At 68.0% G+C, this 15,881-nt stretch carries 13 protein-coding genes and 1 riboswitch; of the genes, 4 read left to right on the top strand and 9 right to left on the bottom strand.

Going from position 1 to position 15,881, the window contains the following annotated elements:
- Position 1 precedes the first annotated feature (1 nt).
- The 7 genes from ABE483_RS03160 to ABE483_RS03190 all read right to left on the bottom strand — a co-directional run bounded on the left by ABE483_RS03160 (position 2) and on the right by ABE483_RS03190 (position 6,556).
- Positions 2-1,258 (bottom strand): cyclopropane-fatty-acyl-phospholipid synthase family protein, encoded by a 1,257-nt coding sequence (locus tag ABE483_RS03160; protein WP_313219891.1) that lies wholly within the window; start codon positions 1,256-1,258, stop codon positions 2-4.
- Positions 1,255-2,022: a DUF1365 domain-containing protein gene (locus tag ABE483_RS03165; protein ID WP_346481101.1), complete on the bottom strand. Its 768-nt coding sequence runs from the start codon at positions 2,020-2,022 to the stop codon at positions 1,255-1,257. The genes ABE483_RS03160 and ABE483_RS03165 overlap by 4 nt, the downstream gene beginning before the upstream one ends.
- Complete coding sequence (locus tag ABE483_RS03170) at positions 2,019-3,299, bottom strand: FAD-dependent oxidoreductase (RefSeq protein ID WP_346481102.1); 1,281 nt, start codon at positions 3,297-3,299, stop codon at positions 2,019-2,021. Before ABE483_RS03170 ends, ABE483_RS03165 begins: the two co-directional genes overlap by 4 nt.
- A gap of 1 nt (position 3,300) precedes the next feature.
- Positions 3,301-4,260 (bottom strand): acyl-CoA desaturase, encoded by a 960-nt coding sequence (locus ABE483_RS03175; protein WP_070474347.1) that lies wholly within the window; start codon positions 4,258-4,260, stop codon positions 3,301-3,303.
- 91 nt (positions 4,261-4,351) lie between these two features.
- On the bottom strand, positions 4,352-5,137 hold the full coding sequence (locus ABE483_RS03180) for an anti-sigma factor (RefSeq protein WP_313208883.1): 786 nt from the start codon (positions 5,135-5,137) through the stop codon (positions 4,352-4,354).
- Complete coding sequence (locus tag ABE483_RS03185) at positions 5,134-5,703, bottom strand: sigma-70 family RNA polymerase sigma factor (protein ID WP_313208884.1); 570 nt, start codon at positions 5,701-5,703, stop codon at positions 5,134-5,136. The genes ABE483_RS03180 and ABE483_RS03185 overlap by 4 nt, the downstream gene beginning before the upstream one ends.
- 70 nt (positions 5,704-5,773) lie before the next feature.
- Positions 5,774-6,556, bottom strand: coding sequence for a hypothetical protein (locus ABE483_RS03190; RefSeq protein ID WP_346481103.1), 783 nt, complete (start codon positions 6,554-6,556; stop codon positions 5,774-5,776).
- 101 nt (positions 6,557-6,657) lie between these two features.
- A riboswitch (cobalamin riboswitch) is annotated at positions 6,658-6,891 on the top strand.
- 213 nt (positions 6,892-7,104) lie between these two features.
- Here ABE483_RS03190 and metE point away from each other — a divergent pair.
- The 3 genes from metE to pncA all read left to right on the top strand — a co-directional run bounded on the left by metE (position 7,105) and on the right by pncA (position 10,841).
- Positions 7,105-9,402, top strand: coding sequence for a 5-methyltetrahydropteroyltriglutamate--homocysteine S-methyltransferase (gene metE / locus ABE483_RS03195; RefSeq protein ID WP_346481104.1), 2,298 nt, complete (start codon positions 7,105-7,107; stop codon positions 9,400-9,402).
- Between the two features lie 70 nt (positions 9,403-9,472).
- Positions 9,473-10,162 carry an epoxyqueuosine reductase QueH gene (locus ABE483_RS03200; RefSeq protein WP_346481105.1) on the top strand — a complete coding sequence of 230 codons (690 nt, stop codon included), beginning with the start codon at positions 9,473-9,475 and terminating at the stop codon, positions 10,160-10,162.
- A 52-nt stretch (positions 10,163-10,214) separates the two neighbouring features.
- Positions 10,215-10,841: a bifunctional nicotinamidase/pyrazinamidase gene (gene pncA, locus ABE483_RS03205; protein ID WP_313208888.1), complete on the top strand. Its 627-nt coding sequence runs from the start codon at positions 10,215-10,217 to the stop codon at positions 10,839-10,841.
- A 271-nt stretch (positions 10,842-11,112) separates the two neighbouring features.
- On the opposite strand, the gene purU is transcribed toward pncA, so the two are convergent.
- Together purU and aceE are read right to left on the bottom strand one after the other, a co-directional pair.
- The gene (purU, locus tag ABE483_RS03210) at positions 11,113-11,964 is read right to left on the bottom strand and encodes a formyltetrahydrofolate deformylase (RefSeq protein WP_313219882.1); all 852 of its coding nucleotides are present in this window, start codon (positions 11,962-11,964) and stop codon (positions 11,113-11,115) included.
- A 74-nt stretch (positions 11,965-12,038) separates the two neighbouring features.
- Positions 12,039-14,711 carry a pyruvate dehydrogenase (acetyl-transferring), homodimeric type gene (gene aceE, locus ABE483_RS03215; RefSeq protein WP_346481106.1) on the bottom strand — a complete coding sequence of 891 codons (2,673 nt, stop codon included), beginning with the start codon at positions 14,709-14,711 and terminating at the stop codon, positions 12,039-12,041.
- A 223-nt stretch (positions 14,712-14,934) separates the two neighbouring features.
- On the opposite strand from aceE, the gene ABE483_RS03220 reads away from it, so the two are divergent.
- Entirely contained in the window at positions 14,935-15,867 is a 933-nt protein-coding gene (locus ABE483_RS03220) for a LysR substrate-binding domain-containing protein (protein ID WP_313208891.1), read from the top strand.
- Positions 15,868-15,881: the final 14 nt, after the last annotated feature.

Below are 15,881 nucleotides of genomic sequence, written 5' to 3' on the forward strand. Positions count from 1 at the left end.
GTCAGGCCTCCCCGGCCATCAGCGCGGGCCGGTAGCCCGGGCGCGCCATCAACAGGTGCGAGACGCCGATCGAGCGCTCCAGGAAGCCACCTTCGCAATACGCCAGGTAGAACTCCCACATGCGGATGAAGCCCGCATCGAAGCCCTGTGCGCGCACCGCCGGCAGCTGGGCCAGGAAGCGCTGGCGCCACGCGCGCAGCGTGAGTGCGTAGGAGGGCCCGAAGTCGTGCTGGCCGATCAGCTGCAGATCACTGCTGCGGGTCTTGGCGGCCACGATGGCGTTGATCGAGGGGATGAAGCTGCCGGGGAACACGAAGCGCTTGATGTAATCGACGCTGCGCCGCGCCTGCTCGTAACGCTGGTCTTCGATGGTGATGGCCTGCAGCAGCGCCAGACCGTCATCCTTGAGCAGGCGGGTAAGCGTGGCGAAGTAGGTGTCCAGGTACTGCGCGCCGATCGCCTCGATCATTTCGATGGACACCAGCTTGTCGAACTGGCCCTCCAGATCGCGGTAATCCTTGAGCAGCAGGGTGACCTTGTCCTGCAGCCCGGCCGCCTCGACCCGCTGCCTGGCCAGCGTGTACTGCTCCACCGAGATGGTGGTGGTGGTGACGTGGCAGCCGATATGGCGCGCCGCGTACAGCGCGAAGCCGCCCCAGCCGGTGCCGATCTCGACCACGCGATCAGACGCGGTGAGCTGCAGCTGCTCGCAGATGCGGGCCAGCTTGCGCTCGGACGCAGCCTCGAGCGTATCTTCCGGGCTGGCATACAGCGCCGAGGAGTACATCAGGTCCGGGGACAGGAACAGCGAGAAGAACGGATTGCCGAGGTCATAGTGCGCGGCGATGTTGCGGCGGCTGCCTTCGCGCGTGTTGCGACGCAGCCGGTTCCAGCCTTTCAGCAGCCAGCCGCCGATGCGAGCCGGGCCGCCCTCCATGCCATCGAGCAGATCGCGGTTGCGTACCAGCAGCTGCACCAGCGCGACCAGGTCATCGCAGCGCCAGTCACCGCGGATGTAGGCCTCGCCTGCACCCACGCTGCCCTGTGCGGCCACCGCGCGGTAGAAACCGGGATCGTCCACCCAGACCGTCACCTGGGGCGCGACGTCCGGATCGCCGATCACCACATCGCCCACCGCATCGCGCAGCCGCAGGTGCCCGCCGCGCAGCGGTGCCAGCTGCGCCAGCAGGCGCCCGCGCAGGAACCCTTCAAGGGCGGACGGTTGCGGTACGGCCACCGCACGGGTCATGTCGTTCATGGGGATTTTCCAGCAAGAGAAGGATGGTCGTGAACGGGGTTGCGCTTGAGCCACAGGCGCAGCGCCTGCCAGTGGATCGCGGCCACGACCTTGAGGGTCATCAGCGGGTAGCGCAGCAGCACGCCGGCCAGGCCACGACCGGTGAGCGGATGGCGCTGCATCACCAGGTCGGCGTCGAACTGGCATGCGCCCTCGCGCCAGACCTGCATGTGCACGTGCAGGTCATCGCCCGGCGCGGTGAAGCGCCAGCGGTACTCGCAGTCCATCTGCATGAAGGGAGAGACGTGGAACTGCTTGTGGAAGGACCAGCACAGCGCGCGGCCCTGGGCATCGGCCTGCGCCACCGGCAGCACGTAGGCGTGGCGCTCCTTCCAGGGCGTGTTGGTGATCTCCGCCACGATGCTGTCCAGCGTGGTGCCATCAGCGGCATAGCAGTAATAGAAGCTCACCGGATTGAAGACATGGCCGGCATACCGCGGATGCGTCAGCAGGCGGATCGGCCCGGCGGGCGCGTGGCCCAGTGCCTCGGTGATGCGTGCACGTACGGCATCGGCCAGCGGCTGATCGGGCGCACCGAGATAGTCGCTGCGGCGGAACTCGACCACGTTGCGGCGACCCACCGACCACAGCCAGCGCCGCTCGAACAGGCGCGGCAGTTCGTCCAGGTCCAGCAGCAGCTGCGCGATCGGGTAGCCGAACGCGTGCGCGTGCGGCGCGTGCCGCCGATGGCGCATCCAGCCGCGATAGATCGCACTGGCGGTCATGCTGGCAGTGCCTCGGCCAGCGGCCAGTAGGACTCGGCATCCAACGCCTGCAATGCATCGACCACGCGGCGGGCACTGCGGATGCCATCCTCGTGGAAGCCCCAGCCCCAGTACGCACCGGCGAACCAGGTCCGGCGATGGCCCTGGATTTCCGTCCAGCGCTGCTGCGCCCGCACCATCGCGTGGTCGTGCACGGGATGGGCATACTGCAGGCGGCGCAGCACGGTGGCCGGATCGACCGCCTCGCTGCGGTTGAGGGTAACCACCAGGGGCGTGGGGGTATCGATGCCCTGCAGCAGGTTCATGCAGTAGCTGACCGTGCACGGCGCAAGCGGGTCGCGCGGCACATGCGCGTTCCAGGCGGCCCAGGCCTTGCGGTCACGCGGCAGCAGGCTGGCGTCGGTATGCAGCACCACCTCGTTGGGCTGGTAACGGATCGCGCCCAGTACCGCGCGCTCGGTGAGATCGGCATCGGACAGCAAGGCCAGCGCCTGGTCGCTGTGACAGGCCAGCACCAGCTGATCGAAGCCTTCCAGCCCGGCAGCGCTGTGCACGCGCACGCCATGCTCGTGGCGCTCCACGCCGAACACCGGGCACTCCAGGCGCTCACGCACCTGCCAGCGGCGGCGGAGCGCGTCGACATACCGCGCTGAGCCGCCCTGCACCACGCGCCATGGCGCGCGCCCGGTCATCTGCAGCATCTGGTGATTGGCCATGAACTGCACGAGGTAGCGCGCCGGGAAGGCGGCCAGGCTGGCCGTCGGCGACGACCACAGCGCCGAGGCCATCGGCAGCAGATGTTCGTCGATGAAGGTGCGGCCGTAACGGCCCTTGTCCAGGAACTCGCCCAGCGAGGGACCTTCATCGTCGCGCGCAAGCAGCGCCGGCGCCTCGCGGTAGAACCGGCGCAGGTCGCGCAGCATGCCCCAGAAGCGCGGCGAGACCAGGTTGCGGCGCTGACAGAACAGGGTGTCCAGCGAGGTCGCGTTGTACTCCAGCCCGCTGCGCTCGCTGTGTACCGAAAAGCTCATCGTGGTCGGCTGCGACGCCACCCCGAGCTCGTCGAACAGCCCGGTCAGCAACGGATAGTGCGCGGGGTTGAACACAATGAAGCCGGTGTCCACCGCCTGCGTGCGCCCATCGACCTCCACCTCATGCGTATGGGTGTGACCCCCGAGGTAGTCATTGGCCTCGAACAGCGTCACTTCGTGCTGCTGGCTCAGCCACCACGCACTGGAGAGGCCGGCGATACCCGATCCGATCACGGCGATCCGCATGTCAGTGCTCCGCCTTGGCCAGCACCCAGGCCGGCACGGGTTTGAGATCACGCACCAGCCCGAGCGCGGCCATCGCACGCAGGCCATACCAGGTGACATCCACTTCCCACCAGTAGAAGCCCTGGCGCGCGGTGCCCGGGAAGAAGTGATGGTTGTTGTGCCAGCCTTCGCCAAACGTCAGCAGGGCGAGCCACAGATTGTTGCGGCTGTCGTCACCGGTGTTGAAGCGCTGGCGGCCGAAACGGTGCGCGAGCGAGTTGATGGTCACCGTGGCGTGGAACAGCACCACGGTGGAGATGAAGAAGCCCCACACCAGCATCTGCCCACCGGTGGTGCCCCACGACGGCGCGATGCGCTCCAGCAGCGCACCCAGGCCGAACAGTGCCGCGGCCAGCGCGATCGGCACCAGGGTGTCGAAGCGATCCAGCCAGCGCAGTTCGGGATACTTGGCCAGATCGGGAATGCGCGACCAGTCGGTACGGAAGCCTTCCACCGTCAGGAACCAGCCCATGTGGCTCCACCAGAAGCCATGCACCGAGGGCGAATGCGGATCGGCCGCCGTGTCGGTATGGCGATGATGGTTGCGGTGATGCGCGGCCCACCACAGCGGGCCGCGCTGCACGCTGGAGGCGCCGATCAGCGCGAAGAGGAACTGCACGGCGCGCGAGGTGCGGAAGGTACGGTGCGAGAAGTAGCGGTGGTAGAAGGCGGTGATCGCGAACATGCGCACCGCGTACAGTGCCACCGCCACGCCGACCGCGACCCAGGACACACCCACCCAGATCACCGCCAGGCAGGCCAGGTGCATCGCCGCGAACGGGATGGCCCGCACCCAGTCCACCCGCTGTGGCTGGCCGGTCGCAGCCGCCGCATCCGTGCTGGTATCGAACCAACGCCACAGCGTGGCCCAGCGGCGTCGCTGTGCGGTGCGTCCTGCGTCGGGGGTGGGGCTGACCGACATGACTCGCTTCTCCTGAGGCGTTATCAGGAGATACGGGAGCGGGCGCCGTTTGGATGCACGGATCCGGAAAAAAAACCGTGCGTCCGTGCGATTACAGGTTGGCGATGTCGCCCTTGGCGATGATCGGGCCGGTCGGAATGCCTTGCGGCGCACCGGTTGACGGTTCCAGTGTGATCGCCAGCACCGAGCCATTCACAAGTGCATCACGCAGCGTGGCCGGCACCGCAACAGTGTGCGCGCGGTTGATCGAGACCAGGCCCAGCGAACGCGGGGTGCCGCCGGCCGGGATCAGCCACAGCTCGGGTGCACGGCCGGCCGCATCGGCCGCGGCCGGGACCGGCACCATCAGCACCTTGCCTTGGGCCTTGTCGACGGACGCCAGCCAGCCCGGCGTACCGTCGTCGTGCAACAGCGGCGTGACCGGCTTGGTGGCCTGCTCCGGCTCGGCCGGTGTCGTCGGCGGGGTCGGCGTGACCGCCACGGGCGTAGGCGACGGTGTGGTCGGCTCCAGATCGCGGCGGCTGAACACCGCCACCAGTGCCAGCGCGGCGGCCAGCGCGGTCATGCCCTGCCAGAAACCGGTGCGCTGCCAGACCCGTGGCGAGGCGGTCGTTGCGGCGGGCCAGCCCAGCGAGGTGCGGATGCGCGGCCACAGATGCGCGGGCACCGCTTCGGTACCGAGCGATTCGAGCAGGGGCGCAAGGCGGTTCTCCCACTGGGCGACCAATCGCGCGAAGCCGGGATCGCTGGCGATGCGGCGTTCAACCTCGGCACGCTGCGCGGCATCGAGCACCCCCAGCACGTACTCACCGGCGAGGATGTCGGCGCTCGGCGGTTCGCCGTCGTCATGCAGATCATGGAGGTCGCGGGCGTTCATCGTTCCAGGCACACCCGCAGTTGGCCCAGGCCCCGGCGGATCCAGCTCTTCACCGAGCCCAGCGGCGAACCAATGCGGCGCGCCAGTTCCTCATAGCTGGCGCCATCGAGGAAGGCCAGCCGGATCAGCGAGCGACGGCGCGGCTCCAGCGTATCCAGGCAGTCCTGCAGGCGCTCGTGATCCGACGCCTGTTCGGCCACCTGGGCCGGCTGCGGCGCGACATCGGGGAGTTCCTCGGCCACCGACAGATCATCCAGCGCGCGCGGCGGCGCGGCGCGGAGACGGTCGATCGAGCGGTTGCGGGCCAGCATCGACAGCCAGGTCATGGCCGCCGCCTTGGCGCGGTCGAACTGCGCCGCCTTGTTCCAGACCGTGGTGAACACGTCCTGCAGTACCTCTTCGGCATCGCCGCGGTCGCGCAGCACCTGCAGGCAGATCGCGAACAGGCGGCCGGAGGCCAGCTGATAGACCGATTCGAACGCCTGGCGATCACCGCCGGCGACCCGGACGAGCAGCTCGTCCAGACGATGTGATGCAGCGGTAGCGGCGGCGTCCAGCTCGGGCATTGCAGGCTCAATGTCGATAACGGGCGTATCGGCATCCTCCTTGCTCCCGGCGCCATCTGCAAGGGGGCGCTCAGGCACCGCATGTCTTCACCAGCGGCTGCGTGCGGGCAGCGGCGAGCTCGGCGGCGGGCGTTGCAACCGGTGCGGCGGGAAACTCGACCCGCACCTGCGGGTACTTGCCCTTCTCATCGCGGACGTTGCCGGTGCCGGTGAACTGCAGCAGGCGCTGGTCTGCGGTGGCATACACCAAGGTGACCGCGGGCACGGCGAAACCGAACCAGGCATCGAGCTTCATCTGCAGCTGTTCGGCCGGTTGACCCTGCCAGGTCACCGCACCCGTGCGTTGCAGTTTCAGCGGCACCAGGCGCTGGCGGCTGGGCAGCAGGAACTGGAAGGCCACGCTCTGCCCGGCCTGCAACGCGGCCCAATGGCTGCGCACGGCCGCGTCGAACCCGGCATCCACCACCGCCCCCGAGGGGATCGTGATGGCCCTGCTGAAGGTCGGTGCCTGCGCGCTGGCGCGGACCGATACCTGGCGGGTAGCGGCACCGCCGCGCACACCTTCCTGATACCCATCGCGTCCATCGTCCAGGGTGAAATCCGGCGTCTGCGGGCTGCCCTGCGGGGTCATCCACTTGCGCGCAAACGGGCGCCCGTCGCTGCAGCGGTACAGCACCAGCCGCGACTGTGCGCTTGCCGGCCCCTGCAGCCAATGGGTCTCGCGGTAGAGAAGGCGCCCATCGGCGGTGGCGTACGCGCGCCCTTCCTGGCGCTGCACGGTCTGATCGGCGGCACTCACGGGGGGGGCGATCACCGACAGCAGCAGGATCAGGCAGGACAAGGGCTGGCGCATGGGAGTCCAAACGGGCGGGCTTGCAGGGAGATACGCAGGTGGCAGTGGTTTGGATGCAGTGGGATGAATCGGACAGACTTGACCATCGCCCGCCTTCGGCCTACCTTGTGCTCGCCGAAGGTATCCATCGCTTCATGCAGATGAAGGGATGGATTTAAACGGGAATCCGGTGAAGGCGCCTCGCGCGCCCATTCCGGAGCTGCCCCGCAGCGGTGAATGGAAACGACTCCTGCCAACAGCACTGGGCCTTCGCGCCTGGGAAGCGGCAGGTACTAGGTGGGCGTCCGCGCCCGTGTCCATCAGCCCGAATACCGGCCCCGGCCGGAGGACATGACCGTCCTCCGATTCGACCTGGAACGTCCGCGGGGAGGTTGCCGGGGCCTGCCGCCATGCCGCCTGCATGGCGCTGCCCCCGTGCGTCCGCTTCACGGCATCCGGTTCGCCCGCGGGGGCGAAGGTCGCTGGCGGGGCGGAACGGGCTGCAAGGCCCCGGACGGCGCGCGGTTCCTTCGTTCCTCAATGCCCCTACGCAATGAGGACACGTTCCAATGACCACTGTTACCACCCTGGGTTTTCCGCGCATCGGTGCCAAGCGCGAACTCAAGCGCGCGCTCGAAGCCTTCTGGTCCGGCGAGAGCAGCGCCGCGTCGCTGCAGGACACCGCGGCCGAGCTGCGTGAACGCCACTGGCAGCTGCAGCGCGAGGCCGGCGTGGATGTGCCGCCGAGCAACGATTTCAGCCTGTATGACCAGGTGCTGGATGCGGCCTTCCTGTTCGATGCGATCCCGGCCCGTTACCGCGCGCTCGCCGATGCCGAACCGCTGAGCGGCTACTTCGCGATGGCGCGGGGCCTGCAGCGCGATGGCATCGACCTGCATGCGCTGGAAATGACCAAGTGGTTCGACACCAACTACCACTACCTGGTGCCCGAACTGCACGCCGGCCAGACCTTCGCGGTGCGCGGCGACAAGCCGCTGGCCGAGTACCGCCAGGCCAAGGCGCTGGGGATCGAGACCCGCCCGGTGCTGATCGGGCCGGTGACCTTCCTGCGGCTGTCCAAGACTACCGATGGCAGCAACGCCCTGGACCTGCTCGATGCGCTGCTGCCGGTGTACGTGCAGCTGCTGGGCGAACTCAAGGCCGCCGGCGCGGCGTGGGTGCAGCTGGATGAGCCGCTGCTGGTGCAGGACCTGGACGAGGCCACGCGGGCCGCGTTCGAGCACGCCTATGCGGTGCTGGGCCAGGTCGCCCGCCCCAAGGTGCTGGTGGCGACGTACTTTGGTGCGCTGGAAGACAACCTGGCGCTGGCTGCCTCGCTGCCGGTCGATGGCCTGCATGTGGATCTGGTCCGTGCGCCGGAACAGCTCGATGCGGTGATCAAGGCGCTGCCGGCCGGTCGCGTACTGTCGGCCGGGCTGGTCAACGGCCGCAACATCTGGCGCACCCACCTGGACAACGCCCTGGTGCTGGCGCGCTACGCGCACGGTCATGTCGGCAGCGATGCGCTGTGGCTGGCGCCATCGTGTTCGCTGCTGCACAGCCCGGTCGATCTGGACCACGAAAAGAAGCTGGACGACGAACTGCGCAGCTGGCTGGCGTTCTCCAAGCAAAAACTCGCCGAGCTGCGCGTGCTGGCCGACGCGATCGATGCGCCGGCGCGTGCCGAGGCACCGCTCGCGCATTCGCGTGCGTGCATCGAATCGCGCCGCCGTTCGCCGCGCGTGCACAACCCGGCCGTCGCCGCGCGTCTTTCCTCGCTGACCCCGGCCGATGCACAGCGCCACAGCCGCTACCCGCAACGCCACCTGGCCCAGGCCGCCGCGCTGAAGCTGCCGCGCTTCCCGACCACCACGATCGGGTCGTTCCCGCAGACGCTGGAGGTGCGTGAGGCCCGCGCCCGCAACAAGTCCGGCAAGCTCTCCGATGCGGATTACGATGCGTTCCTGGCCACCCAGACCGAGCACTGCGTGCGCGTGCAGGAACAGATCGGGCTGGACGTGCTGGTGCATGGCGAGTTCGAGCGCAACGACATGGTCGAGTACTTCGGCGAGCAGCTCGATGGCTTTGCCTTTACCAAGAATGGCTGGGTGCAGAGCTACGGCTCGCGCTGCGTGAAGCCGCCGGTGATCTTCGGCGATGTGACCCGTCCGCAGCCGATGACAGTGCGCTGGTCGCAGTATGCGCAGTCGCTCACGCAGCGGCCGATGAAGGGCATGCTGACCGGGCCGGTGACGGTGCTGCAGTGGTCGTTCGTGCGCGATGACCAGTCCCGGGCGGACACCTGCCGCCAGATCGCACTCGCCCTGCGCGATGAAGTGACGGATCTGGAGGCGGCCGGCATCGGCGTGATCCAGATCGACGAGCCGGCCATCCGTGAGGGACTGCCGCTGCGCCGTGCGCAATGGCGCGAATACCTGGACTGGGCGGTGGAAGCGTTCCGGATCAGCGCCAGCGGCGTGCGCGATGCGACCCAGATCCACACGCACATGTGCTATTCCGAGTTCAACGACATCATCCACTCGGTGGCCGCAATGGACGCGGACGTGATCTCGATCGAAACCTCGCGCTCGCGCATGGAACTGCTGGATGCCTTCGTGCGCTTCCAGTATCCCAACGAGATCGGGCCGGGCGTGTACGACATCCACTCCCCCCGCGTGCCTGACAAGGCCGAGATGCTGGCGCTGCTGCGCAAGGCCGCCGAAGTGCTGCGACCGGAGCAGATCTGGGTCAATCCGGATTGCGGCCTGAAGACCCGCGGCTGGCCGGAAACCCGTGCCGCGCTGGAAGCACTGGTGGCCGCCGCGCGCGAACTGCGCGAGGAAACCGCCGACGCCAACGCCGCCTGATCGGCCCTTTGTAGACTGACCCAAGGACCCCATCGCCGCCGTTGCCGGCGGTGGGGTCGACGAGAAACGCATGAACCCGCATGACCTGACACCGATCGACCGCCCCACCCTGTCCCTGCCCGACGGCCACACCAAGCTGCTGCTGCACTCGTGCTGCGCGCCGTGCTCGGGCGAAGTGATGGAGGCGATCACCGCCTCCGGCATCGACTACACGATCTTCTTCTACAACCCCAACATCCACCCGGTGAAGGAATACGAACTGCGCAAGCAGGAGAACATCCGCTTCGCCGAGAAGCATGGCGTGCCGTTCGTCGACGCCGACTACGACACCGACACCTGGTTCTCGCGCGCCCGCGGCATGGAGAACGAACCAGAGCGCGGCATCCGCTGCACGATGTGCTTCGACATGCGCTTCGTGCGCACCGCGCTTTACGCGCATGAGAACGGCTTTGCGGTGATCAGCAGCTCGCTGGGCATCTCGCGCTGGAAGGACATGAACCAGATCAACGACTGCGGCCACCGCGCCGCCGCGCACTATCCGGGCCTCCAGTACTGGGATTACAACTGGCGCAAGGGCGGCGGCGCCGCGCGGATGGTGGAGATCAGCAAGCGCGAGCAGTTCTACCAGCAGGAGTACTGCGGCTGCGTGTACTCGCTGCGCGACGCCAACCGCCACCGCCGCGAGACCGGGCGCGAGCGGATCAAGCTAGGCGTGCTGTATTACGGCGATGGCACCTCGAAGCAGGGCGACGCCGACTGACCGCTGCAGGGGCGTCGGCTAGACTGGGCGCCCCTACAGCCGTGAAGCCGCCATGAGCCGTTACCCCGCCGATGTCGCCCTGGTCGTGATCGACCTGCAGCCGGACTTCATGCCCGGTGGCGCACTGGCCTGCGTGGACGGCGATGCGATCGTGCCGGACATTGCCGCCCTGCTGGCCGAACGCCGGTACGCCACCGTGGTGGCGACCCAGGACTGGCACCCGGCCGACCACGCCTCCTTCGCCAGCCAGCACCCGGGGCATCTGCCGTTCGAAGCGATCCTGCTGCACGCCCAGCCGCAGACCCTGTGGCCGGACCACTGCGTGCAGGGCAGCGATGGCGCCGTGCTGCATCCGGGCGTGGACTGGACGGTGGCTGACCTGATCCTGCGCAAGGGCACCCGGCGCGAGGTGGACTCATACAGTGCTTTCCGTGAAAACCATGGTCCCGACGGCACCCGCCCCGCCACCGGCCTGGCCGGCTGGCTGCATGAGCGCGGCATCCGCGAGGTACATGTGTGCGGCCTGGCGCGCGATTACTGCGTGCTGTGGAGCGCGCAGGACGCGATGAAATCCGGGTTCCGGGTGAAGTTCCTGTGGGACCTGACCCGGCCGGTGACCGAGGCCAACGATGGGATGGTGCGCGAGGCGTTGGCCAAGGCGAAGATCGCGGTTATCTGACGGGCGACCTCCGGGCGCCAGCCGGAACGGCGTACCGACCAACGGTCGGTACCTACCGGATCAAAGAACGATCGGCGGGTGCTGGCCGTGCGCTGGTAGTGCCGGCCGCTGGCCGGCTCCCGATACCGTTTGGGGCGTGCGATGAGCCGGCCAGCGGCCGGCACTACCGGAGCGTCGTACCCACCAACGGTGGGTACCTACAGTCAGTCGTACCCACCAACGGTGGGTACCTACAGGTCAGTCGTACCGACCAACGGTGGGTACCTACCGATCAGCGGAAGACGACGGTGCGATGCCCGTTGCGCAGGATGCGGTGCTCCACATGCCGGCGTACCGCGCGGGCCAGTACCTGCGATTCGGTGTCGCTGCCCAGCCGCACCAGGTCGCGCGGCGTCATCGCGTGATCCACGCGCGCCACGTCCTGTTCGATGATCGGGCCTTCGTCCAGATCCGGGGTCACATAGTGCGCGGTCGCGCCGATGATCTTGACCCCGCGCGCGTGCGCCTGGTGATACGGCTGCGCGCCCTTGAAGCTGGGCAGGAAGCTGTGGTGGATGTTGATCGCCCGCCCGGCCAAGGCCTCGCACAGGCGCGGCGACAGAATCTGCATGTAACGCGCCAGCACCACCAGGTCGATCTGCTCGCGCTCGACCAGATCGATGATCTGCTGCTCCTGCACGGCGCGGTTGTCCGCGTTGACCGGCAGGTGATGGAACGGCACGCCATAGGAGCCGGCCAGGGCAGCGAAGTCCTCGTGATTGGAGGCCACCGCCGCGATATCCACCTGCAGCTGCCGGCTGTGCGCGCGGAACAGCAGGTCATTGAGGCAATGCCCCTGCTTGCTCACCAGCACCAGCAGCCGTGCGCGGCGGCGGGCGTCATGCAGCTGCCAGTCCATCCCGAACTCGGCGGCCAGGGTGGCCATGCGGGCTTCCACATCGCCCAGTGACCGCTCGGCGGCACGATCGAAATGCACGCGCAGGAAGAACCGGCCGCTCTCGTCGTCGCCGAACTGCTGGGCATCGAGGATGTTGCAGCCCAGCTCGAACAGCAGGCCGGACACACGGTAGACGATCCCGGTACGGTCCGGGCATGAGAGGGTGAGGATGGAATCGGGGCGCATCCGGCCAGTGTAAGCGAGCACCGCCGGGCTGCGGTCGATGCTCTCAGATGCAACCAAGGGCAGTGGCCCAGCCCCTACACCGCCGCCGGGTCCACCTTCTCCACATCAATGCCGTACCGGTCGATCGCCACCTGCAGCTGGCCGCGTTCGATCCGGCCGTCATCGGCCAGCGACTTGAGCGCGGCGAGCACGATGAAGTGGCGGTCCACTTCAAAGAACGTACGCAGTGACTCGCGCGTATCCGAGCGGCCGAAGCCATCGGTGCCCAACGCAGTGAAGCGGCGGCCGTCGATGAAGGGCCGGATCTGGTCGCCGACGATCTTCATGTAGTCGGTGGCCACGATCACCGGGCCCGGGTGCGCGGCCAGGCATTGGTGCACATACGGCACCCGCGGCTCCTCCACGGGGTGCAGCAGGTTCCAGCGCTCGGCCGCCAGGCCATCACGGCGCAGTTCGGTGAGGCTGGTGGCGCTCCACACATCGCTGGCGATGCCGAAATCCTGCTGCAGCAGCGTGGCCGCGGCTTCCACTTCGCGCAGGATCGCGCCACTGCCCATCAGCTGCACACGCAGCGCCGGGTCGCTGTCGGCGGCAGCGGGGTGCAGCAGGTACAGGCCCTTGAGGATGCCCGCTTCGCTGCCTTCCGGCAGTGCCGGGTGCGGATAGGCCTCGTTGAGCACGGTGATGTAGTAGTAGATGTCCTCCTGGTCCACGTACATCCGGCGCAGGCCGTCCTGGATGATCACCGCCAGTTCGAAGTTGTAGGTGGGATCGAAGGACACGCAGCTGGGGATCACCGAGGACAGCACGTGGCTGTGGCCGTCATCGTGCTGCAGGCCCTCGCCCATCAGCGTGGTGCGGCCGGAGGTGGCGCCGAGCAGGAAGCCGCGGGTGCGTGCATCGGCAGCCGCCCAGGCCAGGTCACCGACGCGCTGCAGGCCGAACATCGAGTAGAAGATGTAGAACGGAATCGTGGCCAGGCCGTGGTTGCTGTAGGCGGTACCGGCGGCGATCCACGAGCAGATCGCGCCGGATTCGTTGATGCCTTCCTGCAGGATCTGGCCGTCCTTGGCTTCCTTGTAATAGCTCAGCTGGCCGGCATCCTGCGGCGTGTACAGCTGGCCGAGGTAGGAGTGGATGCCGATCTGGCGGAACAGGCCTTCCATGCCGAACGTGCGCGATTCATCGGGCACGATCGGAATGATCAGCTTGCCCAGTTCCGGGTCCTTGAGCAGCGTGGTGAGGATGCGCACGAAGCCCATCGTGGTGGACTGGCCGCGTTCGCCACTGCCCTGCAACTGGGTGGCGAACGCCGACAACGCCGGCACCGGCAACGGATCGACGTGGGTCACCCGCGCCGGCAGCTGGCCGCCCTGGGCCTGGCGGCGCTGTGCGAAATAGCGCGCCTCTGCACTGCCCGGCGCGGGGCGCAGGTACGGCATGTCTTCCAGCTGGTCGTCACTGACCGGCAGATCAAACCGATCACGGAACGCACGCACGGCATCGGCGCTCATCTTCTTGAGCTGGTGATTGATGTTCTGGCCTTCACCGGCCTCGCCCATGCCGAACCCCTTGACCGTCTTGGCCAGGATCACGCTCGGCCGGCCGTTGCCGGCGACGGCCTGCGCGTAGGCGGCATAGACCTTCTGCGGATCGTGACCGCCGCGCGCAAGCGCCCAGATCTCGTCATCGCTCATCTCCGCGACCAGCGCCAGCAGTTCGGGATACTTGCCGAAGAAATGCTCGCGCACGTAGGCACCGTTCTGCGACTTGAAGGTCTGATAGTCGCCATCCACGCATTCCATCATGCGCTGGCGCAGCAGGCCGGTGCGGTCCTTGGCCAGCAGCGCATCCCAGCCGCCGCCCCAGATGACCTTGATGACGTTCCAGCCGGCGGCGCGGAAGGTGCCTTCCAGTTCCTGGATCACCTTGGCGTTGCCGCGCACCGGGCCGTCCAGCCGCTGCAGATTGCAGTTCACCACGAACACCAGGTTGTCCAGGCGCTCGCGGCCGGCCACAGAAATGGCGGCCAGCGATTCGGGCTGGTCCATTTCACCATCGCCAAGGAAGGCCCATACCTTGCGGCCCTGGTGCTCCTTCAGCCCGCGGTATTCCAGGTAGCGCATGTAACGCGCCTGGTAGGCGGCGGTGAGCGGGCCCAGCCCCATCGAGACGGTGGGGAACTGCCAGAAGTCCGGCATCAGCCGCGGGTGCGGATAGGAGGACAGGCCATCGCGATCAGATTCGCGGCGGAAGTTGTCCATGCGTTCGGGCGCGATGCGGCCTTCGACGAATGCGCGGCCGTAGATGCCGGGCGCCGAGTGGCCCTGGATGTAGATCATGTCGCCATCGAAGGTGTCGGTACGGCCACGGAAGAAGTGATCGAAGCCGACGTCGTACAGCACCGCCGCGGACTGGTACGTGGCGATGTGGCCACCCACGTTGGAGTGCTTGCCGGCGCGCAGCACCATGACCATCGCGTTCCAGCGGATCATCGCGTTGAGGCGGCGCTCGATGCCGAGATCGCCCGGATAGGCCGGCTGGCGCTCGACCGGAATGGTGTTGGTATACGCCGTCCAGACGCGGCCATGCAGATCCCCATGGCGGGCCGTGTCCAGCTCGGTCAGCTGGTCCATCAGGTAATGCGCGCGCGGGCGGCCGGCGGCGTGGATGACCGCCTCCAGCGACTCACGCCATTCCTGGGTTTCCTGCGGGTCGGTATCGAGGGGGGCGAGCGCTGGGTTCATGTCATCTCCGGGGAAGGCGGCCAGGCCGTGCGCAGGACGCGACGGCAGCGGGGGCGGCACAGCGCGGAAGCGGCGTCGCCCGGGCAACAGAGCCGGGCGAGCGGGCAACCTGGCGGTTGCGGGACAGGCACGATAAGCAGGGGGCCGCAGGGCGGGTAGACCGGATGGACTTGGCGCTTTATAAAGAAATTCTTTCCAATGGAGCGCGAGAATGGCGGCCAGCATGAACATTCTCCAGTCAATCCGCAGCTTCATCCGGACCGCCGACGCGGGCAGCCTGGCTGCGGCCGCGCGCACGCTTGGGGTGAGCCCGGCGGCGGTCGGGCAGAACATCGCCCGGCTGGAGGCGCATCTGGGCGTGCGCCTGCTCAACCGCACCACCCGTACCCTGGCCCTGACCGAGCGCGGTGCGCTGTACCTGGCCCAGGTGCGCCACATCGAACGCGACCTGCAGCGCGCCCAGGCCGCCGTGACCGACCTCGATGCCACGCCTGAAGGACGGTTGCGGATCGCCAGCAGCACCGCGTTCGGCCGCCACGCGCTGGCCCCGTTGCTGCCCGCGCTGCAGGCCCGCTTCCGCCGCCTGGCGATCGAGCTGCTGCTCACCGACCGCAGCGTGGACCACGCGCACGAAGACGTGGACGTGAGCATCCGGATCGAACCGCAGCTGGAGGAAGGCCTGGTGGCGCGGCCGATCGCGCAGGTGCCGTTCGTGTTCTGCGCGGCACCGTCGTATCTCGCGCGGGCCGGGATTCCGCTCACACCGGAGGCGCTGCGCGAGCATCGTTGCCTGCTGCTGCGCTACCCGCTGGACGGGCGCTATCTGCCGTGGGGCTTCGTCCGCGACGGCATGCGCTTCGATGCCGAGGTGGCCCCGGCGCTGGTGAGCGATGACGTCGATGCACTGGCCGCGATGGCGGTGGCCGGCGGCGGCATCACCCGGCTGGCGGCGTTCGTGGCCGCGCCCTATCTCGCGCGCGGCGAGCTGCAGGCGCTGTTCGAACCCGGCGATGCGCAGAGCACCCAGGCCTCACCGGAGCCGATGCGGTTGTTCCTGTGCGTCAGCGATCGCCGCGATCTGACCCCGAAGGTGCGGGCGCTGATGCAGCACATCATCGAGGGGCTGCCGCCGGCGTGGCGGGTGGATGTCGGCTGAGCACAGGGTCACCC

The sequence above is a fragment of the Stenotrophomonas sp. TWI602 genome (assembly GCF_039674045.1).
Taxonomy (GTDB): Bacteria; Pseudomonadota; Gammaproteobacteria; order Xanthomonadales; family Xanthomonadaceae; genus Stenotrophomonas.